The 25,412-nt window shown below is 59.3% G+C and carries 20 protein-coding genes and 2 pseudogenes; 12 read left to right on the top strand and 10 right to left on the bottom strand.

Annotated features, from left to right (window positions below; genetic code table 11):
* Positions 1 to 88 precede the first annotated feature (88 nt).
* Complete coding sequence (locus ACP7CJ_RS24505; RefSeq protein WP_426102405.1) at positions 89 to 3,796, top strand: hypothetical protein; 3,708 nt, start codon at positions 89 to 91, stop codon at positions 3,794 to 3,796.
* Positions 3,797 to 4,520: 724 nt separating this feature from the next.
* Positions 4,521 to 5,966 carry a mechanosensitive ion channel domain-containing protein gene (locus tag ACP7CJ_RS24500; RefSeq protein WP_426102403.1) on the top strand — a complete coding sequence of 482 codons (1,446 nt, stop codon included), beginning with the start codon at positions 4,521 to 4,523 and terminating at the stop codon, positions 5,964 to 5,966.
* Positions 5,967 to 6,095: 129 nt separating this feature from the next.
* Here the strand turns inward: ACP7CJ_RS24500 and gudD are convergent, their stop codons facing one another.
* Positions 6,096 to 7,445, bottom strand: a complete 1,350-nt coding sequence (gene gudD, locus ACP7CJ_RS24495; protein ID WP_426102401.1) for a glucarate dehydratase — start codon at positions 7,443 to 7,445, stop codon at positions 6,096 to 6,098.
* A gap of 12 nt (positions 7,446 to 7,457) precedes the next feature.
* On the bottom strand, positions 7,458 to 8,807 hold the full coding sequence (locus ACP7CJ_RS24490) for an MFS transporter (protein ID WP_276193472.1): 1,350 nt from the start codon (positions 8,805 to 8,807) through the stop codon (positions 7,458 to 7,460).
* 319 nt (positions 8,808 to 9,126) lie between these two features.
* Here ACP7CJ_RS24490 and ACP7CJ_RS24485 point away from each other — a divergent pair, with 319 nt between their 5' ends.
* Together ACP7CJ_RS24485 and ACP7CJ_RS24480 are read left to right on the top strand one after the other, a co-directional pair.
* A complete protein-coding gene (locus ACP7CJ_RS24485) occupies positions 9,127 to 9,828 on the top strand; it encodes a FadR/GntR family transcriptional regulator (protein WP_247396974.1) in 702 nt (233 codons plus the stop codon).
* A gap of 78 nt (positions 9,829 to 9,906) precedes the next feature.
* Positions 9,907 to 10,494, top strand: coding sequence for a LysE family translocator (locus tag ACP7CJ_RS24480; RefSeq protein ID WP_247396973.1), 588 nt, complete (start codon positions 9,907 to 9,909; stop codon positions 10,492 to 10,494).
* Here the strand turns inward: ACP7CJ_RS24480 and ACP7CJ_RS24475 are convergent.
* Positions 10,436 to 11,329, bottom strand: coding sequence for an AraC family transcriptional regulator (locus ACP7CJ_RS24475; RefSeq protein ID WP_247396971.1), 894 nt, complete (start codon positions 11,327 to 11,329; stop codon positions 10,436 to 10,438). The two genes, ACP7CJ_RS24480 and ACP7CJ_RS24475, sit on opposite strands and share 59 nt — an antisense overlap.
* A gap of 254 nt (positions 11,330 to 11,583) precedes the next feature.
* Between ACP7CJ_RS24475 and ACP7CJ_RS24470 the strand changes: the two genes are divergently transcribed.
* A complete protein-coding gene (locus tag ACP7CJ_RS24470) occupies positions 11,584 to 12,141 on the top strand; it encodes a hypothetical protein (RefSeq protein ID WP_253395060.1) in 558 nt (185 codons plus the stop codon).
* An 11-nt stretch (positions 12,142 to 12,152) separates the two neighbouring features.
* Here ACP7CJ_RS24470 and ACP7CJ_RS24465 read toward each other — a convergent pair whose 3' ends face one another.
* From ACP7CJ_RS24465 to ACP7CJ_RS24445, 5 genes are all read right to left on the bottom strand, one after another.
* Entirely contained in the window at positions 12,153 to 12,578 is a 426-nt protein-coding gene (locus ACP7CJ_RS24465) for a GNAT family N-acetyltransferase (RefSeq protein WP_426102399.1), read from the bottom strand.
* 258 nt (positions 12,579 to 12,836) lie between these two features.
* Positions 12,837 to 12,974, bottom strand: a complete 138-nt coding sequence (locus ACP7CJ_RS24460; RefSeq protein WP_276193471.1) for a hypothetical protein — start codon at positions 12,972 to 12,974, stop codon at positions 12,837 to 12,839.
* A 43-nt stretch (positions 12,975 to 13,017) separates the two neighbouring features.
* Positions 13,018 to 13,410, bottom strand: a complete 393-nt coding sequence (locus ACP7CJ_RS24455; protein WP_426102397.1) for a hypothetical protein — start codon at positions 13,408 to 13,410, stop codon at positions 13,018 to 13,020.
* A gap of 206 nt (positions 13,411 to 13,616) precedes the next feature.
* Positions 13,617 to 13,982 carry a hypothetical protein gene (locus ACP7CJ_RS24450; RefSeq protein WP_426102395.1) on the bottom strand — a complete coding sequence of 122 codons (366 nt, stop codon included), beginning with the start codon at positions 13,980 to 13,982 and terminating at the stop codon, positions 13,617 to 13,619.
* A gap of 322 nt (positions 13,983 to 14,304) precedes the next feature.
* On the bottom strand, positions 14,305 to 14,796 hold the full coding sequence (locus ACP7CJ_RS24445) for a GNAT family N-acetyltransferase (RefSeq protein ID WP_276193468.1): 492 nt from the start codon (positions 14,794 to 14,796) through the stop codon (positions 14,305 to 14,307).
* Between the two features lie 504 nt (positions 14,797 to 15,300).
* On the opposite strand from ACP7CJ_RS24445, the gene ACP7CJ_RS24440 reads away from it, so the two are divergent.
* From ACP7CJ_RS24440 to ACP7CJ_RS24425, 4 genes and pseudogenes are all read left to right on the top strand, one after another.
* A complete protein-coding gene (locus tag ACP7CJ_RS24440) occupies positions 15,301 to 18,015 on the top strand; it encodes a M10 family metallopeptidase C-terminal domain-containing protein (RefSeq protein WP_426102393.1) in 2,715 nt (904 codons plus the stop codon).
* Between the two features lie 314 nt (positions 18,016 to 18,329).
* Positions 18,330 to 18,650, top strand: a pseudogene (locus ACP7CJ_RS24435) (helix-turn-helix domain-containing protein); the annotation flags it as partial.
* Positions 18,635 to 18,925, top strand: a pseudogene (locus ACP7CJ_RS24430) (GFA family protein); the annotation flags it as partial. The pseudogenes ACP7CJ_RS24435 and ACP7CJ_RS24430, both read left to right, overlap by 16 nt.
* A gap of 97 nt (positions 18,926 to 19,022) precedes the next feature.
* Entirely contained in the window at positions 19,023 to 19,460 is a 438-nt protein-coding gene (locus tag ACP7CJ_RS24425) for a GNAT family N-acetyltransferase (RefSeq protein WP_276193466.1), read from the top strand.
* Positions 19,461 to 19,723: 263 nt separating this feature from the next.
* Here the strand turns inward: ACP7CJ_RS24425 and ACP7CJ_RS24420 are convergent, their stop codons facing one another.
* Together ACP7CJ_RS24420 and ACP7CJ_RS24415 are read right to left on the bottom strand one after the other, a co-directional pair.
* The gene (locus ACP7CJ_RS24420; protein ID WP_426102391.1) at positions 19,724 to 19,996 is read right to left on the bottom strand and encodes a fructose-bisphosphate aldolase; all 273 of its coding nucleotides are present in this window, start codon (positions 19,994 to 19,996) and stop codon (positions 19,724 to 19,726) included.
* A gap of 250 nt (positions 19,997 to 20,246) precedes the next feature.
* Positions 20,247 to 20,528, bottom strand: a complete 282-nt coding sequence (locus tag ACP7CJ_RS24415; protein WP_426244313.1) for a hypothetical protein — start codon at positions 20,526 to 20,528, stop codon at positions 20,247 to 20,249.
* A 576-nt stretch (positions 20,529 to 21,104) separates the two neighbouring features.
* Here ACP7CJ_RS24415 and ACP7CJ_RS24410 point away from each other — a divergent pair.
* Genes ACP7CJ_RS24410 through ACP7CJ_RS24400 form a run of 3 tightly spaced genes read left to right on the top strand, consistent with a single transcriptional unit; the run spans position 21,105 to position 25,408 of the window.
* Positions 21,105 to 22,691, top strand: a complete 1,587-nt coding sequence (locus ACP7CJ_RS24410; RefSeq protein WP_276193461.1) for a ShlB/FhaC/HecB family hemolysin secretion/activation protein — start codon at positions 21,105 to 21,107, stop codon at positions 22,689 to 22,691.
* Between the two features lie 7 nt (positions 22,692 to 22,698).
* Entirely contained in the window at positions 22,699 to 24,513 is a 1,815-nt protein-coding gene (locus tag ACP7CJ_RS24405; RefSeq protein ID WP_426102389.1) for a filamentous hemagglutinin N-terminal domain-containing protein, read from the top strand.
* Positions 24,482 to 25,408, top strand: coding sequence for a FecR domain-containing protein (locus ACP7CJ_RS24400; protein ID WP_426102387.1), 927 nt, complete (start codon positions 24,482 to 24,484; stop codon positions 25,406 to 25,408). Before ACP7CJ_RS24405 ends, ACP7CJ_RS24400 begins: the two co-directional genes overlap by 32 nt.
* Positions 25,409 to 25,412 lie beyond the last annotated feature (4 nt).

Genomic DNA, 25,412 nt, shown 5'->3' with positions numbered 1-25,412 from the left:
GACGCGCCGGCACCGACAGTGTAGCGAGGTTGATATCCCCCATCTCCTCGCACCACCACCCCACTCATCGAATTTTGGGTGCTAAACCATGACTACAGACGAAGAACAGCTCTACGGACCCAAGGTAGATCGACTACTGCGCATTCGGAAGATCGAATCCCTGGGGAATCTTGTCCTGCCCGTCTTTCCAATCGCCCCATTGCCGACCACAGTGTCGGGCAACCTGACACATGCGGATGATGCGGTATCGATTTACGCAGCCGCTTTTGAGGAGGCTTTTCCGCGTCTGATGCGAAGCGTGGAGGACGTTTGTGGTCCAGCGCCCTGGATCGTGCGTAGTGCGGGTAACGAGGACCTGACGAATCACGTTAATGCCGGCGGCTACGAAAGCCTGATATGTCCCGAGCCACAAGCGCTGATACAGTGCATTGCCGCTGTGGCCATGAGTGGATCGACCGAGCACGCTCGACGCCAGCTTGCGCTTTCAGGGCGTTACGATCCTGTCGAGGCAATTCCATGCTTTGTGCAGCCGCTGCTGAAGATCGATGTCTCCAGCGATGTCGGTCACAATCATTCGCCGTATTTGGACACGGCAGTTCTTGATCACATGGAGGCGGTATGTAACGAGCTGATGCGGACGTTTGACTTCATAGCGATCGATTGCGAATGGGGCCTCGAGACGACACTTGGTTTTGTGTCCGTGACCACCGTCATGCCGAGAAACCCACAGCTGATGAACGTCGTGCATACGATTGGTTTCGGTTTCGCCAGCGCTCAGAATACCGGCTCGCTGGCGACGGCCTTGGTCCTGCGTCCGGCTTGCTCAGACCTTAGGCTATGGCGCGGACGCCATCTGCGCGAGACGGCGGTGCGGCGGTTGCATCTGCTGCAGGCGCGGCCGGCGTATTCTGATGATGCATTTCGCGATCGTTATGTGTTGACCGATGTATGCCGTGAAGCGTTGATCGGGCGCTACGATGTCGTGGAAGCAAGCTTGTTAATGCTGGGCGCACAATCCTCGGGCCGCGCACTGGTGGCACCGGATCTTATGAGCGCCTGGCGCCGGTATCTTGCGCTCAGCGCAGGGGAGCAGATCGACGTGGCGGTGGTGATAGTGGACGAAGGCAGTGCGGAGGAACACGCGGGTATCATGTTCCGCCAGCAGGGAACTACCTGCGTCAGGATGGACACTCGACGCATGCCAGCCGGAGCAGACTGCGTTGTATTTGATCGCGGCGCCTGCATTCTCGGCGACTCGACGATGCTGCGATCAATTCAAAGTGAGCTTCGCCGAGAGTTGGTGTTGCCCGACGACTGTGCTCTTGTCTTCACCGCTGAGGTGCTGGTACCTGGCGGCGAGCTGAAGCGAGACTGCATCGATGTCCTTTCCCAGTTGCGTCGTCTGCCGGTCGCACGAGAAGTCAGGGAACGGCTGTTCGCACGTAGCGAACAGCCGATGTCAGCGAGGTGGATGCACCGCGCCGACGGCGTAGTGGAGTCCCCCTCTCTACTCGCGGCAATCTGGCGGTCAATGCACCCAGGGTATGCCGGCGAATGCTGTGCGCTTACTGAATTTGCGAGAGACTACGAACGCGCCGTCCAGGTGTTACAGGATGCGCCGCAGCGCGAACTGCGCACGCTGTTCGCACTGTCGTCCGTGACACGCACGTTGGTGGCGAGTGGTGACCTTCGAATCGTCATGGCCCTGCTCGACTGTGAGGCATCAACGTCATGGGTACCGCCGCAAACATTGCGGCGCCTGCTTGATTCGGCCGCTGTGCAATTGACGGCGCTTCGGCGAGACAACGCCGTGTTGATTCTTGAAAGCGTCGCGTTCGTCAGGGCGGAGTGCGCGCGACTGCCGGTTTATGTGCTGGACGATACCATCTCCTATCTCGACGCATTGGCGCACGATCTTGAAGAGGGCTTGTTTGTCGAAGCGATGGTATCCATCCGCTCATTGGAATTGCCGATCCCAAGTGGAGTCCTGCTTATGCGACAGGCTCTCGATAATCCAGCAATCCTTGATCCGGTGGATGCATTCCGGCAGTCAGTAGCGTCGTTTAGATGCATTGTGTCGGGTGGCGATGCGACGGCAAGGCTTCCTCAGCAACTCAACGATACTTATTTGACGCTCCGGGGCACGCTGCACGAGGTCGGTCTGGAAAATGTCGCCGAGCAGATCAGAGGATCGCTAGTCGAAACTTACGACGCCTCATTGAAAGGGTTGCTAGTGCGCGCGGTGGAGGAGGGCGACGCTAGCAGCTACCGCCGCTACCTCAAAGTGATGCAATGGTGGATCGAATTCTTGAGCATCGGATCGCTGTCTGAGCGCGATGCCGTAGTGCTTCAGCGTTTTCAAATTTGGCTGTGTCAGTGGACTGATGAAGCGATCCCTGAGTCATTCGAGATACAGGATCGTAACTGGCAGTTCGAGTTTGACGTCATTGTGGTTTTCCGCGAGACTCCGCAGCGGTACGAGAATCCGCACGTTCTACACAATCTCCTCCACCAATACTCCCTAGCGGGACTACGGCTTGATACGCTGGGGCTACCACGACGCGTACAAGCGCTCGAACACTTCTGCTCGACGTTTAGTAGTCGCTCGACGAAGGTTCTGCGTTTCGAGCGAGAGTTGCTCGAGATTCAGATTCCGATGGGAACGCACAAGGCGAGCTACGTGTTCACGCCGCGGCAGATCTCGGTAGAGTGGACGGAGCCGCCTGATTGCCCCGAGGGCGAAATCGCGCGGATCCTGGCGTTTGAGATATTCCTAGATCGATTCCGCACTTGGATGTTCCCAGCACTGACGATCCGGCGCGAGCAAGTGCTGGGTACCTGGACACTGTTCATCCGCCTCAACGCGCAAGGATCAGATCCCTGGGATTACGAGCATCTCTGGCACTTTTTGGTCGCCACGCGTTTGCTATTCGACGCCTCTTACGATTTCTCGTATGTCGCCAACGAAGCCGTCGATGCCTTCGTCGAACATTTCGACGGGTTGGAATGGAAGACGATGCTCACCACGCTAATACGGCATCGGGCGGTGCTTGAGGACGCGTCGCAGTACGTCGCCTTGCACGCCCTGCCGATGTCATCGACGGTCGCAGCTATAGCGCGGAGCCGAGTCGTTCGTGGTCTGCTCTTACGTTGTCAGCGCAGGGGGTTCGATTATTGCTGGGGCTTAATTGACGGGTATGCGCGTTGGCTGAATGTGGCGGCCGAGGACGACGGGCGGTGGTACGAACGCTATGAGTCGCTCCGGCAGGCCAGCCTTTTCCTGGCGGCCAAGTGGCCAAGCAAGGCGCTTTCGGAACTCGCCGGGCGGGCCGTCTACAATGTCGGCGATGACCTGATCGCAGCCTGCCTGTTCAAACGCTCGGACCTGGCGGATGATCTCCGGCACGTCGTGGCGGTGAGATCGTCAACGCTATCGGGAATGCCGGGGATGATCGTGCGGCATGCCCCCGAGATTGCTGTGGCGGGCCGTGGCGCATTGCCCCTGGCTGAGCAACTGGTCGGCACCGGAATTCGATTTCGCCGCGCGAAACATTTTTTGGTCGCTCGATTCGGCGACCGTCTTGATCAGGATATATTGGCGGCTCTACTACGGGACTTGGACGCGGTTCCGTGGGGGTATACCGCCGCCGCTGAGCAGGCCATCCAGACGCAGCTATTGACTCGCGGGCCTGTCTGTCGATTTGAACTAGAAAAAGGCATCGATTGGACGACGTTAGATTCGTGGCCGACTCTTGTGCAGAGGCGTCCCGCCTACTTGAGGCCAACCGAGTGTTGATTTATCTTGCGGACCCGAGAGCCTATAGCGGAATTCGTCTTGGTCTGAAATGGAGATTTCCGGCTTAGCGAATCCATTTCTCGCTTGCAAGTTGGCCGTACCGCCTCGAATGACGGCAATGCCTTGCTTGTCTCATGTTTGCACTGCGGGTGGACCGTGGGAACGACTGCACCTTGCAGCCATGGATTCGGCAATGTTCACACGCAACCTTACAGCAATGAGGCTTTCTTGCCGCTGTGGCGATTGTCTACGTCCAGTTGCGGGCGGCGAATGTGAAGGTGTCCGGAACGGCGGTGAAGGAGTCTGTCCTCACAACAGAACGCGGATCCCGTCACGACGCTGACGTTTTCCTCCGCGCTGGATATGGCTCGGTTGAGTTCGCCTAGGTAACCCGAATGAGGAGGCTGAAACGCTTATGTCGCGGTTGGGCTGCGCCAGGAGCAGATCCGCCAGCCTCGATAGAAAGAGCGAGATAAAAAAGCGAGGTAATCCTTACGCATAGGGAACTCCTTTGTGTAAGCAACGTGGCATAGCGGTCTGAAGAAACATCAGTATGAGTTTACAAGGTGTCTAGATAATCCGGGGCGATTCAAATGCCTGGTCAGTGCTGATGCAATCAGGTGGTCAGATACGGTGCAATTTCCCACCCGCATTTCGCTCCGCGCTATACCCCCACATCCCCATTTCATGCGATCTTCTCGGCATTCACCCTGGAGTCGTCTGGATGCCCTCATTTATCGCTGATCACCCCATGTTGTGCGCCCTGGCGCTGATCTTTATCGACATCGGTGTGTGGCGCCTGATTTCCGCTGACCTGGCTAACTGGAAGCTGGCGGCGCGGCTGGTGATTTTTGCGGTGTTCAGCGCCGTGTTGTTCAACGACGGCATGAACCCGATGCTCGTCGCGCCGTATGCCGACAACACCGCGTTGCACCTGGCCGCTACCGCGTTGCAGATCGGTTGGTGGCTGTTCGCGGCGCGGACCCTGACGGTGTTGTTCGGTGCGCTGATGATGCAGCGCGTCGGCCATACCGGTCGGCTGTTGCAAGACCTGCTGGGCGCGGTGATTTTCCTGATTGCGATCATCGCCGCCATGGCCTACGTGCTCGACCTGCCGGTCAAGGGCGTGCTTGCCACCTCCGGCGCGGTGGCGATCATCGTCGGCCTGGCGTTGCAAAGTACCCTCAGCGATGTGTTTTCCGGGATCGTGCTCAACACCACCAAGCCGTACCAGCTCGGTGACTGGATTTCCATCGACGGCACTGAAGGCCGCGTCACCGATATCGACTGGCGCGCCACGCGGTTGCAGACGTCCCAGGGCAGCATGGCGGTGATCCCCAATTCGTTGGCGGCCAAGGCCAAGATCATCAATTTCTCGCGCCCGGCGGATATGTTCGGCCTGTCGGTCTGCCTGCAAGTCAGCCCTCACGCACGTCCGCAAACCGTGATCGAGGCGTTGGAGCGGGCGATGCAAGGTTGCCGGCCGCTGCTGGCCAAACCGGCGCCGAACGTGGCGTTCAAAACCTCGTCCAGTGGCGGCGTCGAGTATGAAATCAGCGGTTTTGTACCGGCGATGCTACTCAAGCGCGAAGTGCGCAATCAGCTATACGACCTGGCTTTCCGGCACCTGCAGGCGGCGGGCGTCGGTTTGCTGTCGGCCACCGAAAGCAGCACGCCGCTCGCGCTGTCAGGTGCGCGGGCGTTGCTGGAGCGCTCGTCGATTTTCTCCACGTTGCGCCAGGAAGAGAAGGACACCTTCAGCCAGAATATGACCCTGCACAGCTACCGTGCTGGCGAGATGATCCTGCCGGCGGGGGAAGTCAGCGATCATTTGTTTATCGTCGAAACCGGCGTGGTCTCGGTGATGCTGAACAAGAGCGGGCACACGTTCGAAGCCGGGCGCATGGGGCCGGGGGAAGTGATCGGCGAGGCCGGGATCTTGTCCGACGAGGCCACGCTGGCGGACTTCTGCGCCAAGACCTACTGCACGCTCTACCGCGTCGAGAAGGAATACCTCAAGCCGTGCCTGGATGCGCGGCATGACATCGGCGAAGCGATGAAAGCACTGCTGGATTTTCGCGTACATACGGCGCAGACCCTGACCCAGGAAGCGCCGGTGGTACCGGTGAAGAAGGGCTTCCTGCAGTGGTTGCGCAAGCGCGGGTTGTAAAACGATCAGGCAAACGCCTCCCTCGCCGCCTGCTCGGTGGCGCCGGCCTGATGCCCGAGGATGGTCGGGTGCTGGGCGTTGACGATATCGTCCCCCAGGCACCCGCAGCGTTGTCCGTCAAATACGCGTTCAGCGCACCAGGCACGGGCGCTTGTTATCGAAGCTCCAGCCGGGAATCAGGAACTGCATGGCCACGCTGTCATTGCGCGCGCCCAGGCCCATGCCCTTGTAGCGTTCGTGGGCCTGGGCCACGGCGTCCATGTCGATCTCCACGCCCAGGCCCGGTTTGGCCGGCACCTGGATGTGACCGTCGACAATCGGCAACGGCGCCTTGGTCAGGCGCTGGCCGTCCTGCCAGATCCAGTGGGTGTCGATCGCGGTGATAGCGCCCGGTGCGGCGGCCGCCACCTGGGTAAACATCGCCAGGGAAATATCGAAGTGGTTGTTGGAGTGCGAGCCCCAGGTCAGGCCCCATTCATGGCACATCTGCGCGACGCGCACCGAGCCTTGCATCGTCCAGAAGTGCGGGTCGGCGAGGGGAATGTCCACCGATTGCAGCTGGATCGCGTGGCCCAATTCGCGCCAGTCGGTGGCGATCATGTTGGTGGCGGTAGGCAGGCCGGTGGCGCGGCGGAATTCAGCCATGACTTCGCGGCCCGAATAGCCGTTTTCCGCGCCGCACGGGTCTTCGGCGTAGGCCAATACGTGATGTTGGTCGCGGCACAGGGCGATGGCCTCCTTGAGTGACCAGGCGCCGTTTGGGTCCAGGGTGATGCGTGCGTCGGGGAAGCGCTCGGCCAGGGCGGTGACCGCTTCGATTTCTTCGGCGCCGCGCAACACGCCGCCCTTGAGCTTGAAGTCGTTGAAACCGTACTTGGCCTGGGCGGCTTCGGCCAGGCGCACGATAGCGTCCGGGGTCAGGGCCGGTTCATGGCGCAGGCGAAACCAATCGTCTCCATCGGCTTCGCTGCGGTAGGCCAGGTCGGTCTGCTGGCGGTCGCCGATATAGAACAGGTAGCCGAGCATCTTTACCGCGTCGCGCTGCTGGCCTTCGCCGAGCAGGGCGGCCACTGGCACTTCGAGGAATTGGCCGAGCAGGTCGAGCAGCGCCGCTTCCATGGCGGTGACGGCGTGGATGGTGATGCGCAGGTCAAACGTCTGCAGGCCGCGCCCGGCGCTGTCGCGGGCGGCGAAGGTGCGGCGCATGGCATTGAGGATGCTCTGGTACTCGCCGATCGGTTTGCCGATCACCAGGCTGCGCGCGTCTTCCAGGGTTTCGCGGATGCGTTCGCCGCCCGGTACTTCGCCCACGCCGATGTGCCCGGCGCTGTCTTTGAGGATCACGATGTTGCGCGTGAAAAACGGCCCGTGGGCGCCGCTGAGGTTGAGCAGCATGCTGTCGTGGCCGGCCACCGGGATCACTTGCAGGTGGGTGACGATTGGGGCGTGACTGGCGTGGTGCTGGTGTTCTGTGTTCATGAAAACGCTTCCTTATTTGCTCAAGACGGGGGCGGGGTGCAGCACGCTCGGGCTTTGGGCGCCGGGCCGGGTCTTGGCGAAGAACACCAGGATCGCCGCGAGGATCGAGGTGCCGGCCAGCCCATACAAACCACCCTGGATCGACCCGGTGGTCTGCTCCAGAAACCCGAAGGTGGTGGGCGCGACAAACCCACCGAGGTTGCCGATGGAATTGATCAGCGCGATCACTGCCGCCGCGATGCGCGCATCCAGGTAGCCCTGGGGAATCGGCCAGAACAGTGACGACGCCGACTTGAACCCAATCGCAGCAAAACAGATGGCGACAAAGGCAAAGACCGGCCCACCGGTGGTGGAGAAAAACATCCCCGCGGCGGCAATCAACAGCGCCGTGGCCACCCACGCCTGCTGGTGCTTGTACTTGCCGGCCAGGGCCGCGAACGAGTACATGGCGATGATCGAAATCAGCCAGGGGATGGAGTTGTAGAAGCCCACCTGGATGTCACTCAGGTCGCCCATCTTCTTGATGATGCTCGGCAGCCAGAATGTGGCGGCATAGATGGTCAGTTGGATGCAGAAATACAGGGCGCAGAACAGCATGATCTGGCGGTCCTTGAGCAGCGTGCCCAGGCTCGGCTTGACCGTGGTGGCGGCGTCACGCTCGCGTTGTTCGCGCTCGATCTCGCCCACCAGCGCGTCCTGTTCTGCGCGGCTGAGCCATTTGGCATCGTGGGGTTTGGAGTCGAGCCAGAACCACACAAAAAAGCACAGCAGCACCGAGGCCATGCCTTCGATGATGTACATCCATTGCCAGCCGTGCAGGCCCAGCCCGTTGATTTGCAGCAGCACGCCGGACAGTGGGCCGGAGATCAGCGAGGCCAGGGCCGAGCCGCTGAGGAAGATCGCAATCGCCTTGCCGCGTTCCACCCCAGGCAGCCAGCGGGTGAAGTAGTAGATCACGCCCGGAAAGAACCCGGCCTCGGCCACGCCCAGCAGAAAACGCAGGATGTAGAAGTGGGTTTCGTTCTGGATAAAGGCCATCAGCGTTGCGGTGATGCCCCAGGTGAACATGATGCGGGTCAGCCAGATACGCGCGCCGACTTTTTGCAGCAGCAGGTTGGAGGGCACTTCGAACAAGGCATAGCCGATAAAGAACAAACCGGCACCGAAACCATAGGCGGCCGCACCGATGCCCAGGTCGTGTTCCATGTGGGTGCGCACAAAGCCGATGTTGACGCGGTCGATGTAGTTGACGATGAACATGATCACGAACAATGGCAGCACGTGCTGCTTCACTTTCTTGATCGCGCGGGCCAGGACGGGGTCGAGGGCGGGCGCAGCTGTCGCAGGGCTGGAAGAGGTCACGGGGTAGAACTCCCACGGATTATTGTTGTGCGGGGATGGGTTCAGGGCTGCCGGAGATGTCTGACAACTTGATAGACATCATACAACTGCTTTTTTCCATGTGGCAACGTAAATTTCGGCGGTATGAGCGCGCCGTTGGAGCTTTGTTTCCTAAGAATTAGGCTTCGTTGTGCTTTATTTCAACCACGTCGACGCAATCCAAGGCAAGCCTACTCTCACAAAAATCATGGCCAGACATAGTGGAATTTGTTTGTTGTCATACAAGTTGATGGCGGATGGAGATGTTAGTATTGGCCGGGCCCAACCCATGGAATGACCGATGCACAACGACGCCCCCCGCAAGCGCTCCCAGGGCCTTGCCCATGACATCGTCACTACGTTGACCCAGCGCATTCTCCTCGGCCAAATGGCGCCGGGCGAGAAGTTGCCCTCCGAGTCGGCCATCGTTGGCGAGTACGGCGTCAGTCGCACGGTGGTGCGTGAGGCGTTGTCGAAGTTGCAGGCGGCGGGACTGGTGGAAACCCGGCATGGGGTGGGCACCTTTGTGCTTGAGCGGGACCAGCGCCAGGGCCTGCAACTGAACCACGACACCGCCGTCAGCGTGCGCGGCATCCTTGAGTTGCGCCTTGGCCTGGAAACCCAGGCCGCTGCCCTGGCCGCGTTGCGTCGCAGCGAGGCGCAGTTGCAGCTCATGCGCCAGGCCCTCGACGACTACCAGGCCTCGCTGGCCAACAACGACAGCAGCGTCGAACCCGACGTGCGCTTCCATCAGTTGATTGCCCAGGCCACTGGCAACAGCTACTTCACCGATGTGATTTATCACTTGGGTAACTCGGTGATCCCGCGCACGCGCATCAATGCCCAGGAGCGCGGCGATATCGACCTGATGAAGCTGGGCCAGTTGGCCAACCTGGAACACGAGGCGATCCTCAAGGCGATCCGCCGCCAGGACCCCGACGCCGCCCGCGCCGCCATGTGGTTGCACCTGAGCAACAGCCTGGAACGCATGACCGGCGAGTAGCAGGGGTATTTTCTTCAATACCCGGCTCGCCGGGGTGTTTACCGTGGCCCTTGTTCATCACTACAACAAGGAACCGCAATGAGCTTGATCCTTTCCATGGCCGCCTTCGCGTTGGCCACTTCCATCACACCGGGGCCGGTGAATGTGGTCGCCCTCAGTTCCGGCGCACGCTTCGGGTTTGCCGCCAGCCAGAAACACGTGTTCGGCGCCGCCGCCGGCTTCACGCTGTTGCTGGTGTTGATCGGCCTGGGGCTGCATGAAGTGCTGGTGCGCTGGCCCATCCTGACCCAGTTGATCCAGTGGGGCGGGGTCGCCTTCTTGTTGTACATGGCCTGGAAGCTCGCGGTGGACGATGGCCGGCTGGACGCCGAAGGCACCGCAACGGCGCCGTCGATGTTGTACGGGGCGATCATGCAATGGCTTAACCCCAAAGCCTGGCTGGCCTGCGTGGCGGGGATGGGGTTGTTTGTCGCCGATGGCGACGCCAGGCAAGTATGGCTGTTTGCGGCGCTCTACCTGGTGATCTGCTACCTGTCGGTGGCCTGCTGGGCCTACGCCGGCACGTTTTTGCGGCGTTACCTCGGCAACCCGCAGGGCGTGCGGGTGTTCAACCGTTCGATGGCCGCGTTGCTGGTGGCCAGTGTGGGTTATTTGCTGATGGCTTGAGCAAGTCGCGGTATTGCCCCGGCGTGGCGGCGAAGTGTTGCTTGAAGGTGCGCTGGAAGTGCGCCTGGTCGGCAAAGCCGGCGGCCAGGGCCACGTCGGCGATCAGTTCGCCGTTGCGCAATTGAGTGCGGGCAAACTGGATGCGCCGGTTCACCAGAAACGCATGGGGCGTCAGGCCGTAATACAGCTTGAACGCGCGGATCAAATACGAAGGCGACAGCTCGGCCGCCAAGCAAATGTCTTCGAGTTTCAAGGCCTGAGTGCAGTGTTCGCGGATGTACTCAGCGGCGCGTTCCAGCTTGTGGTTGACCTCCCGCACCGGCGTGTTCGAAGGGTTCAGGCGCTGCTGCACCTCACTGAAGTAACTCACCAGCACGCTCTGTTTTTGCAGCAGTTCGGCCTGCTCATCCAGCAGCACCCGGTACAGTTCGATCAGGCCGTTGTACAGCACCGGATCGCGGGTATAGGGCGTATTGAACGGTCGATAACCCAGGTCGGTGCTGAAACCCAACTGGTGTTGCAGGTCCGTCAGCCAGGGCGTGTCGAGGTAGAGCATGTGATACGACCAAGGCTGGTCGCGGATCGGGTTGCACGCATGCACATCGCCGGGGTTCATCAATACCACCGTGCCGGCACTGATCTGGAAGGTGTCCGCACCGTGGTGGTAGTCGCTGCACCCGGTGGTGATCGCGCCGATGGAGAAATGCTCGTGGGAGTGGCGGGTGTACGTGACCTTACGCCCATCGGCGATGGTCCGTGCTTCGATGAACGGCAAGCGCTCGTCGCGCCAGAAGCGCGGCGCTTGTGCGGGGTGAGTGGCAGTGTTCAGCGACATGGCGGTGGCTCCATCCCTCGAGAGATCGAGGGAGGATCATTGCACAGACGGCTGGGACCGTCAGCCTGGAAGTCCGATTTAGTCGCCAGTTGCAGGCTGCGTGGTATGCCGTGGAACCCGGTGCCTTGCTGGTCGATGACCGAAGGTCAGCAGGGTGTCGGGCGCAAGGTCTGCTTCAGGATGGCGTATCGATTGCTTAAAGAAATCAGTGGTGACGTCGATAGGCTGTCATCGCCCACAAGGACCGTTACCCGATGAAATGGCTGAAACTCACTGCCGTACTCACCTTGCCACTGCTTGGCGCCTGCTCCGACTACCACTACAAAAACTATCAGGGCGACTGGGCCCCGGAAAAACTCCAGCCTGTCGACCTCTCCAATGGCGCGCCCGACGCCGCGCTGGTGTACTTCGACACTTGGCGTGAACGTGAGCTGGGCGTGCCGTTTCACCGCCTGGCCCTGGCGATGGAAGTCGACGGTGTGCCATTGCCCGGCGCGGGTCGCCACTCGATTCTCAACGTCACCGGCGAACAAGCCCTGAAACTGGCCCCCGGCAAACATTCGCTACGCTGGTGCAACGTGTCGATGAATGCCCTCGGCACCGGTGGTGCGTTCTGCAACAACGGCGCGGACGACGTGGAGTTCAAGGCCGGCCAGCGTTACGTGGTGACCTACCGCCTGACCGCCAGCACCAAGGGCATCGGGCCGAACTACAGCACCCAATACCACACCTATTCGAGCATCAAGAACCTGGATACCCAGGAAATCATCTATCCGCCTGTCGGTACCGGCACGTTGATCTCCAACGAGTAAACGCCTGAAGCTCACAGCTGTTTAGACAGAAACACCCGGCTGCTGCCCTCGGGTTCACAGGGTATTTCGCCAAACCGCACCCAACCGTTCTTCTCATAGAACCCCGGCGCCTGGAAGCTGATGGTGTAGAGCACGGCATTGCGACAGCCCCGGCGTCGGGCTTCGTCTTCGAATGCGTGCAGCAATTGGCTGCCGATGCCTGCACCGCGCAACGTGGCGGGCAAGTGGAAGAGGTCGAGGAAGGCCATGCCGAATGCGCTCCGGCCGGTGATGCCGCCGAGCACTTGCTTGGTGTGCGGGTCTTTGACCAGCACCGTCAGCGGGCGTCGGTCATGGTAGCCGGTGGCTTGTTCGTTGAACGCCGCCAGGCCGTTGGCGAGGATGCGTTCGGCATCGGGGTTGGCTTGATCGCTGATTTCAATGAGGGGGTGCTGCATCGCGCCGGATTCCTTGTTGTGCTGAGCCTTGACTCTGTCCCTGGGGGCAGACTTTATGCTTTTTTCGCTGCGTCTGCCGCAGGATTTCCTACGCGAATTCCTGGGGTGTTTGCAGGTGTCGTTACCGTGGCGGTTGCCGGCTGCGACTTTTTGGGGGCGCGAATCGCGTTGCTGTTTTGGGTGAGCACGCAGTCGGCCGATTGTTCCTTTGGCCTCGAGTGCGGCGGCCATCACGTCGAGACGACCTATCGCAGTCGCCTAGCTCGACAACGTATAAAACCCCAGCAGGGCGCCCAGCCCGGTAAAAATAACGCTGAGCGGCGCCCAGAAGGTCAGCACCTGTTTGAGGTTCTTTTTCAACGCTTGTTGAAAGGTGAGCGGTCTTGCGGTGATCACGTGGCAGTTCCTTCCCAGGACTTAAAATGAGCGGCGCTGATTGTTACTGAGCCTTTTGTTCGGTGTCGACAGGGGGCTCCTCCAGCGCAGCAGCGTCAGCTTTCGACCGCTGCTCCTGCCCCAATTGCTTTTCCCTGGCTTCCAGGCGCGCCTTACGATCGGCCTCGATACGTTCCTGTTCGTGGCGCTGCATCAACGCCTCAAGGTCCTTGGCCTGCTGGCGATTACGTTCTTCGAGTTGACGTAACTGCTCCCTGGACTGGCGCGCCTGCTCCTCGGCGCGTTGGTCGGCCTCCCGGCGTAACTGGTCGGCGGATGAGTTTCTGATGTGCTCGATGTCTTGAGCCGTGGCCCCGAATGAAACCGGCACCATCGCCATCATCGTTGCAGCGATCAAAGAGGAGGTTAGCAAGCGGCTGATATGCGTCCCGGACATCAAGGCATTCCGTGTCGATTCGTGGTGCCTTGTTGGAGGCTGCAAAAAGGATAAGTTCCCAGGGTGGCCATTAAAAGGCCATCACCCTTGCGTGCCACGCCATCCCGCTGTGATCCGACGCCGAGGGTAGTACCGCGCGCCAGCCCTATGGCGTGCTGGCGGGGTGCTACTGGGGAGGATGAATCCGCCCCAGCCCGCCAGTTGCCTTACGCCCGCTGCCAGCCGACCATGTTATCGGGCGTGATCTCGAAATCGATGGCCTCGCGGTAAGGATCGCCAAGCGGGGCGTATTGGCCGTTGCCGGCTGCCTGGGTGGGTTGCCAGCTTTGGGTATTCGGATCGAAGACCTCGGCATCGTCCCCGGCGGTGCTATCCAAGGGGTTATGGCGTGGAGAGTCGTTATCGATGCTGTCCTGCACGCCGTTATCGTAGCCGCCCGGTTTGGCGATCAGGGCATCATCCCCTTTCGCAGGGCCCCGTGAGTTGTGGCTTGAATTGTCGTTAGTGAACCCGCTTGCGCCTGACACTGGGTAAAGCGCGGGGTATAGGTTGGAACCGCCGATGGAAGACATGAGTACACCTCGTTGATGGGGAATGAAAAGATCCGCCAGACCCCGGTCTGGTTGATCGCATCGGCAGGCTACCGAGTCATCAAGGGGCGCTCAATAAGGTGAATTCGGGCGGATGTAACCGGTTAAAACCGGCGCTGGGCGCATCCACAGAATGCGCGAGGTGGCTGTAGGGCGTGTCCGCGTCATCCTGCGCCGCGTCAGGCGTGGCGTCAGATGTTGGGCATGCCGATACGGGTTTTGCGGGTTGAAATACATTTGCTGATTGGGCAGTCGATGACGGTTAGACGTTTCGACACATAAATGCGCCCCATGCGGCGCCGACCTAAAGGTCCATCACCATCTCGTGCCACGCCATCCCGCCATGATCCGACGCAGACGGTTGCACATAGCGGTAGCCCATGCGTGTGTACAACTCGACATGGCGGTCTTTGCACATCAAGTGAAGGGTCTGCTTACCCATCGCGCGCATGCGCTGCACGAACTCGCGCATCAACGCGCTGGAATAGCCCTTGCCCTGGTGCGCCGGGGCGACCACCACCGACATGATCACCGCATTCGGCGCCTCGGCCGAATGGCCGACCAACTCCTTGAACGCCTCGTCTGACATCACCACCTTGTGCGCGCAGCCGCTGTTGATGAAGCCCACCACCTCGCCATCTGCCTCCAGGATCAAAAAGCCTTGCGGGTACAACGCAATGCGCGTGGCGATTTTTTCCAAGGTTGCGGCTTCGTCGCCTTCGTAGGCGCTGATTTCAATGTCAAAGCAACGGGCGGCGTCGGTGGGGAGGGCGTTGCGGAAGGAGAGGGCGGGCATGCGGTTTCCTGGGGTGTTAAGCGAAGGGCCACATCATAGCGGGGTGTCAATAGCGTCGCCATCGCGGCCTCGCTGGGGTTCGTATATTGATAATAAAAGCGTGGAACTTGTCAGCGATGTATTTGCTGGTAGTAGGAGGTCGTCCCGGTGAAAATGCAAGTTTGTTAACGTCTTACACGGCAACTGATAATGGTTGTAAGAACGTGAGTGGTTGATGAGTTAGAGTGTTTCTGAGTGCTGTAGGATTTGGTTCCTTTGCTCTCGATTGTAGTGTGTTTCTTTATTTTTTGTTGTTAAAACATTGGGTTGGAACGGTGTGTTGTATATTCTGCGTTTTTTGGGCATGAGTGAAAGTTTGATTGTTTGTCAGGATGGTACTTTTATTTCCATGTGTTAAATAGGCTTTGGATTTCTATGGGAGGATAGGGTAACTAACGACTGAGGAGGTCGGTCGTTTGTAGTTCTGTTTGTGGTTGTCCAGAAAAACTAATCTAAGGTTTATTTATGACGCTTTCTGTTTCACCCTCCTTTCCATGCTGTATAGACCCTGGCTTACTGAGTGCGCTGCCTGATAAGCCTGATCACTCGATTTTCTACGGGGGGGGCAAGAAGCCAAACTTCAGCACGGACGAAGCTGCAAAACATATCACGCGTGGTAGTTATAAGTTTCACGATAGAAACAGCGATGGACAGGTCGTGATCTCTTATCGTTTTGAGGGCAATCTGACCCCAGGGCAAAAAGAGAGAGCCCTGCAGGCGTTGCGCTCCTGGGCGGATCTGGCCAATGTGACCTTTGAGGAAAATGCCCAGAACGCGGACGGATTAATAACTATAAAGGATATACCCGATGCTCGCGGCGGTGTGGCGACATTCCCGTTGAAAAACTTCGCCAATGTATCGGCAGATATTGGTACTGAGGACGCAGAGAGTTATCCAACGCTGGGCAGTGATTTTCCATTTGTCGCGGTGCATGAATTGGGCCATGCCATTGGCCTTGAACACCCTGGCGGTTACAACGGTGGTGGCAGTTACGATGACAACGCCGATTACACCGAGGATACCCGGGCGCGCTCTGTGATGAGTTATTTTTCCGAACTTCATCGGCCGGGTTATGATTTCAATCACCTCTTGCCTTCCGCGCCAATGATGGATGATATCGCGGCGATCCAGCGTGTTTATGGCGTAAATACCAAAACCCGAAATACCGATACAACGTATGGCTTCAACTCCAACAGCGAGCGTGATGCTTACAGTCTGAAAAGTGCTGACGACAAGCCGATTTTCTGTGTGTGGGACGGTGGTGGAGAAGACACTCTGGACTTTTCCAACTTCGTCCAACATCAGGTCATCAACCTCAATGCCGAAGCGTTCTCTGATGTAGGGGGGCTCAAGGGGAATGTCTCGATTGCCAAAGGCGTGACCGTGGAGAACGCCATTGGTGGCAACGGCAATGACAACTTGACCGGTAATCAGGCGAACAATCGCCTGAAGGGCGGCGGCGGGGCGGATACGTTGACGGGCGGTAGTGGCGCAGATACGTTCATCTACGCGCAGGCGAGCGACTCTACGCCCGAGGCGCCCGATATGCTTGCCGACTTCACCTCTGGCGTAGACAAGATCGATGTCTCTGGGCTACTCAAAAAGTCGGGAATTAAAGCGCTCAATTTTGGTGGTCTGAACGGACGGCCTGGTGATGCACTGCTGAGCTTCGACCATAAAAGTGGAATGGGAAGTCTTGCCATCGATCTGACGGGTAATGGCAAGTCAGATCTGTTGGTCAACAGCAAGGGTGAAATCAAGTCGGGTGATGTGCTGGGATACGACGGTAAACCGGATGACCCCACGCCCAAACCCAAGCCGCGTAGCCAGGACACCATTTATGGGTTCAACTCGACCAGTGGTCAGGCTGAGTCCACCCTCACCTCGTCGTCAGACCAACCTCGGTTCAAGGTCAAGGACGATGGCGGAATCGATACCCTGGATTTTTCGGGATTCACCCAGAATCAGATCATCGATCTGCATGCCGGGTCGTTGTCTGACGTAGGCGGGATGAAGGGCAGCGTGTCGATTGACGCGTCGTCCACCCTTGAAAACGCGATAGGAGGCACAGGCAACGACCTGTTGATCGGTAACCACGCGGGGAATCGACTTAACGGGGGCGGTGGCGCCGACAAGTTATGGGGGGGAGGTGGCGCAGACATCTACGTGTACGACAAGATCAGTGACTCCGCACCCGATAGCCCTGACCTGTTGATGGACTTTGCGTCGGGCGAGGACAAGATCGATGTGTCCAGGCTTATGCGCGATGCTGGCGTTAAAAAGTTGAACGTTGTGAATACACTATCGGGGAGCGCCGGCGACGCTGTCCTGAGGTTCAACGGCGAAACTGGCTTGAGTCGCCTTGGCATTGACCTGGCGGGGGACGGTAAGGTTGACCTGTTGGTGACTGCGTTGGGTGAGATCAAGCCAAGTGACTTGGTGGCGCATGATGAAAAGGAGCCCGATTCGAAGCCCGATTCGAAGCCTGATCCGAAGCCGGAAAAAACTGAAGACACCATCTACGGCTTCAACTCCAACACTGGCAAGCCGCACATGACGCTGGTGTCTGCCAACGACAGACCCGAATTCGTCGTGCATGACAAGACCGGCAATGACACTGTCGACTTTTCCGGCTTCAGCCAGGATCAGACCATCAGCCTGCGCGGCGGTACACACTCCAGCGTAGGTGGAATGAAGGACACTATTTTTATCACGAAGAAAACGGTCGTTGAAAATGCCATCGGCGGAAGTGGCAATGACCGGATTATCGGAAACAAGGCTGATAATGTCCTGGTGGGTGGCGCCGGGGCTGATCACCTGCTGGGCGGTGGTGGCTGGAACACCTTCAAATACAACGCTGCTTCCGACTCTGCGCGTAACAGGCCAGACCTGCTGCTGGACTTCGCCACTGGCATGGACAAGATTGATCTGTCCGCCGTCGGACAGGGTGAAGGCATCACGCTGAACTATGTCGATAAATTCACCGGCAAGGCAGGTGACACCATGATCACATTCAACCCCACCACCGCGCGCTATCTGTTGGCGGTGGACCTGACCGGCGATGGTAAAACCGACTTTCTTATCAAGAGCACGCGTTTAATCAGCCCGGAAGACGTAGTTGGTCTGACGATGGAGAATGAACAATATATGTTGCGGCGTGAGGGGGTGTTAGGCGCTTGAAAAAAATCAGAGGTGTACGTTAATCGAAAAGTATAAATCGGGGGGGCGCGTGACCATCAGGTATTAACGATGGTCATGGCCCTCTTTTTATGCGTTTTTATTGAACTGGATGTTAGACGCTAAACGCCCGTACATATCCGTTTCTTCGGTAACGGCCACTGATGGTTCCGCTCTTGCGGCGGCTCACTTTTGAAAAGCGCAAAAGTAAGAAAAACGCTCTTGCCGGTATGACTCATCCACATGGGTTACCAATCAGTTCACACACATAGATAACAGTTTTTAACTGGCAGGGTCGATTTCGCGAGGATCTGACCATGCCCTGGAGAGAGCTCAAACCTATGGACCTCAACGTGATGTTCATCGTTGAGTATCTATCTGAAAAGCACAGCTTTAGCCGGCTGTGCCAGGACTACCCGATCAGCCGAAAGACTGGCGATAAATGGGTCGAGCGCTATGAACTGGAGGGACCCAGTGGGCTCGACGAACGTAGTCGCCGAAGGCACCACCAAACCTATGTGGTGCCGCTGGTTGTGAGGCAGGCAATTATTGAGCTTCGTTCGGTTGGCGAAACGATTCCAGGTCCTAAAAAGATCCAGAACGACCTGATGAAACGTTTTCCGGGGCAGCATTCGCCTCTTACGGGAGCGTTCCCCGTCGCGCGCTTCGAATACTTGGCGGCTCCATCAGCATCAAAACCTATGCGTCTTCCGAGACTGTTTTACGCAAGTTCTGCGCGGAGTGTGGTTCGATCCTTTTCTGCTCACGATCACAAGGTGAGTTTGCGAACTGGGTTTTGATAGCACTGGGCACACTCGACACGCGCTACGTGCCTCAAAAGCAGAAACACGTTCATGTCGATACCGCTGCCCCCTGGTACACACCATCCCACCCCGGCCCTAAGGTTGACTGACGGCGTTGAGTGGATTGGTGCCTCTTGCATCGCTCAACCTGTCCGCACGAATATTCTCTTTCGGTGAAAATGGCTCACTCCAAATCAGGGGCGATGAATGAAATATGTCGAGATTCAACAGATCGCACATCTGCCACCACAGATTCTTACCTTGGAAAAAGAAGCGATTGGGGAGGGTTTCAGGTTTCTCACTCGCCTGATTGCCGAATGGCACTCCAGGGCAAATCGCTTCGATGCGCCCGGCGAATGTCTGATGGCGGCATATTTGAACCAGCAACTGATAGGCATCGGAGGCCTGTCGGTTGATCCATATGCTGAGAACAATACGGCTAGACTGCGACGCGTGTACGTCGCAGCTTCGTCAAGGGGGAAACACGTCGGACAGACGCTGGTGAAAGCACTTGTTGAACATGCGGCTCTTCGGTTCGAGATATTGCGTCTTTCTACCGATACCTCTGAGGGAAACGCGTTTTATCTGCATTGCGGCTTCAGGCGTTCAGATGACGTGCACGCCACTCATGTCATGCTGCTTTAGAACGCCTGATTCAGACTGCACTCGGCCCGTCTTCACTACGTTGGTTGCTGGTCAAATCAGTGCTATTACGCAGCCAAGTGAGGTGGTCTGGTGGCCGACCTGATTCTGGTGGCCGGACTCGGTCAACTGTGGGAGCTGTCGAGCCCCCGCGAGGCTGCGATGGCGGCGGCACAAACACCGTCAAATCCAATTTCCCCCCAACTTTCAGTTCACCAAAAACCAGAAAACCCGCCACAGCGGGTTTCCTCATAACTCAAATCACATCAACTCACCGCAGGCGAATCAAACCCGCGTCGTTCCATCACCGTAAACACATCCGCCACATCCTGGACCATGATCCGGGCGGTATTGGCGGCGGTATTGATGTCGTGCTCGGCATAGTTGGACACATTGGAACAGGCCATCAGGTGCAGGTAGGCGAGCGCGGCATTGAGGCGCTCGCTGGCGCAGGCGTGCAACTCGCTGAGCGGGGCCGGGTAGTCGGTTGCGGTTTGGGACATAGGGGTGAAGCGGCGGGGCGGATTTTGATGGGTCATAAGGTTCGATTCTATTTGGGAAAAAAGAATGACCACCTTGCTGCTGCGAAACAGATTGGGTGGCAACTGTGCGCGGGTTCGCAGACCAGGAAGAATCACCCCCGGCAGACCCGAAGGTCTCCCACGCACAGCCGCCATAAAGCGAGACGCAGGCGGACTCCGCCTGATCGCCGCGCTCAAGCCAGGGCCGACAACGCATCGGCCTGGCTGTGCTGAGTCACGCAGGCGTTACCCCTGATCAGCGATGGGATTACTCGCTGGGTCCGACGTTTTGGATGTTCAGTTGCTGCAGCCGTGCGTCGAGTTGCGTGCCGAAGTTGTTGACCGCCTTCAAGTGTCCCGGGCTGTAGGTGTCATCCGGACGGTCCGGGCGGAAGTGGACGGACAGCGGCACCACGTTGCCCGGCGGGTTCAAGTTGTTATCGAAGTAGGGCTTGCCGTGGTGTGGGTTCAGATCCTTGATGCCGTTAGCTTCTGCCACGTCAAAAAAGGTATCCAGCGTGCGGTATGCATCCTCTTCTCTTACGCCCATGCGTATGGTTTCCCTGTCAGGCGCGCCTGCTTGGGGGCGCATACGCAACTCTTCGGGCGGTGCAGCGTTGAGCGGGCTGTTCAACGGCGAGTGCGGTGGAATTCCTATCATGGTCAATACTCAAAGGCTGTTGAAGTGAAAACGGCTATTAGCCGTTTCCCTATGTGGGCAGCCTTCAAATACGGTTCCGTCAGGCACGGGCGGCGATTGATGCAGGTTATGTCGCCCGCACCGCCGAGGGGCGGTCAACGCAGCGAGTTCAGCATTTTTTGCAACATCTCATCACGCTGCGCCAACTAGTGCGGTGTCGGTCGGTGCAATCGCCGGAATTACCGACGTCTGGAACGGCCCGGTCGTCGCCACCACGCGCTCTTTCGGCGCGAAGGCATCGGATACAGAGCGCTCGGTTGCGGCCGCCCGTGGCGGGGTGATGCGCGCAAACCCTTATGGATGCGAGGGAAATATATTTCGAAATGGCAATATAGTGGCTACAATCCGCGCCACGGGGGACTCGCCCCTGCTGGCTCTTCACGCAGCGTAAGCCGTTTAAACCTCACGCTGCCCAAGGGCCAATCCATGATCGATCGTTTCATGCAGTTGCTGGTGCCTGCGTCATTGGCGCTCTGCACTTCTTTCGCGGTGGCCGCTGATAGCGAACCGCTGTCTCCACGCTTTGACATCACCCGCTTTGAAGTCCGCGGTAATACGCTGTTGCCAGCCCTTGAGCTGGAGCAGAGTGTGGCGCCGTTCGTCGGCACCCAGCGCGATTTCAGCGATGTGGCCAAGGCCCAGGAGGCGCTCGAAGACGTCTTCCATCGGCACGGCTATCAACTGGTGCGCGTCAATCTGCCTGAGCAGGAGTTGAACGGCGGGGTGGTGGTGCTGGAGGTGGTGCAGGTGCGTGTGGGCACGGTGACGGTGACCGGCAATCAGCATTTCAGCGAGGCGAATGTGCGCCAGTCCTTGCCGGGCTTGCAGGAAGGTGGCTCGCCCGACCTGACGGCGGTGTCCAAGAGCCTGAAGCTGGCCAACGAAAACCCGGCCAAGCAGACCGTGATGAAACTCAAGAGCAGCCCTGCCGGCAACAGCGTCGACGCCGATGTTCAGGTGAACGACGAGTCGCCGTGGAGCGCCGCGCTCAACCTGGATAACGGCGGCGCGAAGGAAACCGGGCGCACCTACGTGGGCGCGGTGCTGCAAAACGCCAATCTGTTCGGCCGCGATCAGGTGATGAGCCTGCAATACACCACCACGCTGGAGAAGCCCGAGCGCGTCAGCGTCTACGGACTTGGCTACCACCTGCCGCTGTATGCGCTGGGCGATTCCCTGGACTTTTTCACCAGCTATTCGGACGTCGACAGCGGGACTGTGACGGCGGGCATCTTTGACCTGGCGGTCAGCGGACGGGGTACGGTCTTCGGCTCGCGCTACAACCAAAACCTGGCGACGGTGGGCAATTACCAGTCCAAGTTGATCTACGGTGTCGACTATCGGGCCTATAAAAGCAGCCTGGAACTGTTCGATGTACAACTGGGTAACGACATCACCGTGCATCCCGTCAGCCTCGGCTACCAGGGCACTTGGGTGCGCGTGGATGGAGACGCGAACGTCGGGCTGTCGCTGCTGCACAACATTCCCGGTGGGCCCAAGGGCCAGCAGCGCGATTTCGACCTGGCGCGCGCCCATGCCAGGGATGACTACACCGCGTTGCGGTTCGCGACGAGCATCACCCAAATCCTGCCGGCTGCCTGGCAGTTACGCGCCGCGTTGAACGGTCAGTACACCAAGGATGCCCTGGTGCCGGGCGAGCAGTTTGGGGCGGGCGGGGCGTCGTCGGTGCGGGGCTTCCGTGAGCGCGAAGTGAGTAACGACTCGGGTGTGGTCGGCAACCTGGAAGCCTACACGCCGCCGCTGTGCCTGGGGGGAGGGAGCTGGCAGTGCCGCGCCCTGGCGTTCTACGACGTCGGCTACCTGACACGCAACGACGCACTGCCGGGCGAGTTCGAGCACGTCAACCTGAGCAGTACCGGCCTGGGCCTGCGCCTCATCTACCGGCGCAACCTCAACCTGCAAATGGACTACGGCCATGTGTTGCATGCCCAGGCCAGCGAAACCCAGCGTGGCGATGATCGCCTGCATGTCCGTCTCAGCCTGGCCTTTTGAGGGTGCCATGAACATCAAACTTACCTTAATGGCGCTGTCCCTGGCTGCGGCAACGAGTGCCCTGGCGGCACCGGTCAACCCGGTGGTTGTCAACGGCCACGTGACCTTCACCCAGGACGGCAACGCCCTGACCGTCACCAACAGCCCTAATGCAATCATCAACTGGTCGAGTTTTTCCATCGCCCAGGGCGAGCTGGTGCGTTTTCAGCAGCAGAGCAGCAGTAGCAGCGTGCTCAACCGCATCACCGGCCAAGACCCCAGCGTGATCCTCGGCACGTTACAGTCCAACGGGCGGGTGTACCTGATCAACCCGAACGGCATCGTGTTCGGTGGCGGTTCCCAGATCAATGTCGGTGGCCTGGTCGCGTCGAGCCTGGCGATTTCCAACGCCGACTTTCTCGCCGGTAACCGGCGCTTTGCCGCCGACGGGGCGGCCGGCCAGGTGAGCAACCAGGGCGCGATCACGACGCCGTCGGGTGGCCAGGTGTATTTGATTGCGCCGGATGTGAACAACAGCGGCATCATCACCACACCTCAAGGCGAAACGGTGTTGGCGGCGGGGCACTCGGTGCAATTGGTCGACTCCAGCAACCCTGGCATGCATGTGGTGGTGTCGGCGCAGAAAGACCAGGCGCTGAACCTGGGCACGGTGATCGCCCAGGGCGGCAACATTGGCATCTATGGCGCCCTGGTCAACCAGCGCGGCACGCTGAATGCCAACAGCGCCGTAGTCGGAGCCGGCGGCAAGGTAGTGCTCAAGGCCAGCGGCAGCACCTTGCTCGAAGCCGGCAGCACCACCACCGCCACGGGCGTTGATTACGGCGGTGATATCCAGGTGTTGGGCGAGCAGGTCGGTGTGATGGGCAATGCGCGCATCGACGCCAGTGGCCAGCGCGGCGGTGGCCGGGTGTTGGTGGGCGGTGACTACCAGGGCAAGAACTCGGCGGTGCTGAATGCCAAGCAAAGTTATGTGAGCAAGGATGCCCGGATTTCCGCCGATGCGCTGGCCAGTGGCGATGGCGGCAAGATCATCGTCTGGGGCAATGACACGACGCGAGTCTATGGCACGCTGTCGGCACGCGGTGGGGCGGCCTCGGGCAAGGGCGGTTTTGTCGAGACGTCCGGGCATTTCCTGGATGTGGCAGGCGCGCGAGTCGATACGCGCGCGGCCCACGGGACGGCCGGCTTCTGGCAGTTGGACCCGGCGAATATCCTCGTCACCTCGTTCCTCTCCGGCCCTTCGGCCTCGCTGGGCGACGTGTCGGCTTTCGCCAACGCCCCGGGCGCCGACAGTGAAATCGATGCCGATCTGCTGTCCAATGCAACGTCCAACGTTTTGCTGCAAGCCACCCACGACATCACGTTCTACACGGGCGTTAACAACACCAGCGACGGTGTCAGCCTCACCGCCCAGGCGGGCAACAACATCAACGTCAACTCGCTGATCCATTTCAACGGGGATATCACCCTGGCGGCCAACCATAACGGCGCGGGCACGGCCAGTGGCAGCGGGCGGGTGTTCACCGAGGGCGTGCCCACCGCAGGCGGGCGCTTGACGATCACCGACGTTGATCGGCTGCCAGTTCCAGAGCCAGTGCCAGTACCCGCGTCAGTGCTGACGGAACCGGTCTCTGTTGCGTTGAACTCAACACTGACCGTCATCATGAATCACGGCACATCCAGCTTTCCGGGTTCCAATGATTCGCCCGGGATGATCGCCAGTAATTTGCCCAAGGCGCCCGACGACAAGTCGACCACAACCCCAAATAATGATTCCCAGGCCGTCAAAAATGACTCTCTTAAAAAACCCTTCTGCAATTGACTTGCTGCTGTTGCTGGCGCTGGTGAGTGCGGCGCCATGGGTTCAGGCCGCCCCGGCGGCCGGTACCGTAATTCATCTGAGCGGGCCGCTGTTCGTCAAGAAACTCGACGGCAGCATGCGCGTGCTGGGCGAACAGTCGGTGGTGGAAGTCGGCGATACGTTATCGACCCAGGGCAAGGGCTATGCGCAAGTACGCCTGCGCGATGAGAGCCTATTGACGTTGCAGCCGCGCACGACGTTGAGCGTGGACACGTTTGCCTACGATGTGGCTTCGCCTGCGACCGATGCAGTGGTGTTCACCCTGAAACAGGGCGGGTTGCGCTCGGATGGCGGGTTGCTGGGCAAGCGCAGCCAGGATCGCTCGACGTTGATCACGCCCGGTGGCCGTATCGGCCTGCAATCGGCCAGCGTGGTGGTGTATTACCAGCCGGGGGCAGTTGTCGCGACGCATGCTTCGACCCGGCTGAAAAGCCTGGCCGTGGGGTTGGCATCATCGGCTGGGCACACCGACTCATCTTACCGCGCCTTCGCCGCTGCGGTGTCGGCGCGTTATGCGTATCGCCTGGCCAATGTCCTGGCATCGGCCGAGTCATGGGCGGAGCAAGGGCGCGCTTCGCTCGCGGTGTTCTCGTCTGAGTTGCCGGCAAAGTCGCCAGTTCTCGCTCCGGGTTTATACGTGCAGGTTTTAGATGGCGTGATCAACATAACCAACGGCGGCGGAACGCAGAATTTCGCGCCCGGCCAGTTCGGATTCACGCCAGGCTTCACTACTGCGCCAGTGGTGGTACCGAAAAATCCCGGCATGCTGTTAACTTCGCCGCCCTCATTCACCGCGTCTACGCCTAAGGCGAATAGCGGTAGCGAATCGACTGACGTCAAATGTGAGGTGCGCTGAGCCC

This window comes from Pseudomonas sp. PSPC3-2 (assembly GCF_049897085.1).
In the GTDB taxonomy this organism is placed as follows: Bacteria; Pseudomonadota; Gammaproteobacteria; order Pseudomonadales; family Pseudomonadaceae; genus Aquipseudomonas; species Aquipseudomonas paraveronii.
The sequence above is the reverse complement of the archived record's forward strand: the minus strand, read 5'-3'. Positions and strand labels throughout refer to the sequence as shown.

Bases quoted from the DNA above. Each gene is read 5' to 3' on its own strand.
- ACP7CJ_RS24425 (WP_276193466.1), top strand. From the start codon at position 19,023: ATGAAATATGTCGAGATTCAACAGATCGCACATCTGCCACCACAGATT.
- ACP7CJ_RS24420 (WP_426102391.1), bottom strand. From the start codon at position 19,996: ATGACCCATCAAAATCCGCCCCGCCGCTTCACCCCTATGTCCCAAACC.
- ACP7CJ_RS24475 (WP_247396971.1), bottom strand. From the start codon at position 11,329: ATGTCGCTGAACACTGCCACTCACCCCGCACAAGCGCCGCGCTTCTGG.
- ACP7CJ_RS24500 (WP_426102403.1), top strand. From the start codon at position 4,521: ATGCCCTCATTTATCGCTGATCACCCCATGTTGTGCGCCCTGGCGCTG.
- ACP7CJ_RS24445 (WP_276193468.1), bottom strand. From the start codon at position 14,796: ATGCCCGCCCTCTCCTTCCGCAACGCCCTCCCCACCGACGCCGCCCGT.
- ACP7CJ_RS24470 (WP_253395060.1), top strand. From the start codon at position 11,584: ATGAAATGGCTGAAACTCACTGCCGTACTCACCTTGCCACTGCTTGGC.
- gudD (WP_426102401.1), bottom strand. From the start codon at position 7,445: ATGAACACAGAACACCAGCACCACGCCAGTCACGCCCCAATCGTCACC.
- ACP7CJ_RS24480 (WP_247396973.1), top strand. From the start codon at position 9,907: ATGAGCTTGATCCTTTCCATGGCCGCCTTCGCGTTGGCCACTTCCATC.
- ACP7CJ_RS24405 (WP_426102389.1), top strand. From the start codon at position 22,699: ATGAACATCAAACTTACCTTAATGGCGCTGTCCCTGGCTGCGGCAACG.
- ACP7CJ_RS24505 (WP_426102405.1), top strand. From the start codon at position 89: ATGACTACAGACGAAGAACAGCTCTACGGACCCAAGGTAGATCGACTA.
- ACP7CJ_RS24410 (WP_276193461.1), top strand. From the start codon at position 21,105: ATGATCGATCGTTTCATGCAGTTGCTGGTGCCTGCGTCATTGGCGCTC.
- ACP7CJ_RS24440 (WP_426102393.1), top strand. From the start codon at position 15,301: ATGACGCTTTCTGTTTCACCCTCCTTTCCATGCTGTATAGACCCTGGC.
- ACP7CJ_RS24455 (WP_426102397.1), bottom strand. From the start codon at position 13,410: ATGTCCGGGACGCATATCAGCCGCTTGCTAACCTCCTCTTTGATCGCT.
- ACP7CJ_RS24485 (WP_247396974.1), top strand. From the start codon at position 9,127: ATGCACAACGACGCCCCCCGCAAGCGCTCCCAGGGCCTTGCCCATGAC.
- ACP7CJ_RS24415 (WP_426244313.1), bottom strand. From the start codon at position 20,528: ATGGGCGTAAGAGAAGAGGATGCATACCGCACGCTGGATACCTTTTTT.
- ACP7CJ_RS24400 (WP_426102387.1), top strand. From the start codon at position 24,482: ATGACTCTCTTAAAAAACCCTTCTGCAATTGACTTGCTGCTGTTGCTG.
- ACP7CJ_RS24465 (WP_426102399.1), bottom strand. From the start codon at position 12,578: ATGCAGCACCCCCTCATTGAAATCAGCGATCAAGCCAACCCCGATGCC.
- ACP7CJ_RS24450 (WP_426102395.1), bottom strand. From the start codon at position 13,982: ATGTCTTCCATCGGCGGTTCCAACCTATACCCCGCGCTTTACCCAGTG.